The organism is Psychromonas arctica DSM 14288, from assembly GCF_000482725.1.
Taxonomy (GTDB): Bacteria; Pseudomonadota; Gammaproteobacteria; order Enterobacterales; family Psychromonadaceae; genus Psychromonas; species Psychromonas arctica.
Genome location: NZ_AXWP01000109.1, coordinates 1 through 1,061 on the forward strand (window position 1 = coordinate 1; position 1,061 = coordinate 1,061).

The following is a 1,061-nucleotide window of genomic DNA, read 5'->3' on the forward strand; positions in this document are numbered from 1 at the left end:
CCCCCCTTATCGTTACTCATGTCAACATTCGCACTTCTGATACCTCCAGGATGGTTTACACCTTTCCCTTCGACGGCTTACAGAACGCTCCTCTACCACGCATATAAATACGCGTCCGCAGCTTCGGTGATATGTTTAGCCCCGTTAAATCTTCCGCGCAGGCCGACTCGACTAGTGAGCTATTACGCTTTCTTTAAAAGATGGCTGCTTCTAAGCCAACTTCCTAGCTGTCTAAGCCTTCCCACATCGTTTCCCACTTAACATATACTTTGGGACCTTAGCTGGCGGTCTGGGTTGTTTCCCTTTCCACGACGGACGTTAGCACCCGCCGTGTGTCTCCCATGATTGCACTTGTTGGTATTCGGAGTTTGCAAAGGGTTGGTAAGTCGGGATGACCCCCTAGCCTTAACAGTGCTCTACCCCCAACAGTGATACATGAGGCGCTACCTAAATAGCTTTCGAGGAGAACCAGCTATCTCTTGGTTTGATTGGCCTTTCACCCCCAGCCACAAGTCATCCCCTAATTTTTCAACATTAGTGGGTTCGGTCCTCCAGTTGATGTTACTCAACCTTCAACCTGCTCATGGCTAGATCACCAAGTTTCGGGTCTAATCCCAGCAACTATTCGCCCAGTTAAGACTCGGTTTCCCTACGGCTCCCCTAAACGGTTAACCTTGCTACTGAAATTAAGTCGTTGACCCATTATACAAAAGGTACGCAGTCACCGAACTAAGTCGGCTCCTACTGCTTGTACGTACACGGTTTCAGGTTCTATTTCACTCCCCTCACAGGGGTTCTTTTCGCCTTTCCCTCACGGTACTGGTTCACTATCGGTCAATTAGGAGTATTTAGCCTTGGAGGATGGTCCCCCCATATTCAAACAGGATTTCTCGTGTCCCGTCTTACTCGTTTTCACTATAAAGAAGTTTTTGTGTACGGGACTATCACCCTGTACCGTGGCACTTTCCAGAGCCTTCCACTAACTTTTAAACAGCTTAAGGGCTGTTCCGATTTCGCTCGCCGCTACTTTCGGAATCTCGGTTGATTTCTTTTCCTAAGGG

General features: G+C 48.4%; 1 rRNA gene. It reads right to left on the bottom strand.

The features are described from left to right. Positions 1-1,061: ribosomal RNA gene (locus tag H592_RS0111530) — 23S ribosomal RNA — on the bottom strand; the annotation flags it as partial.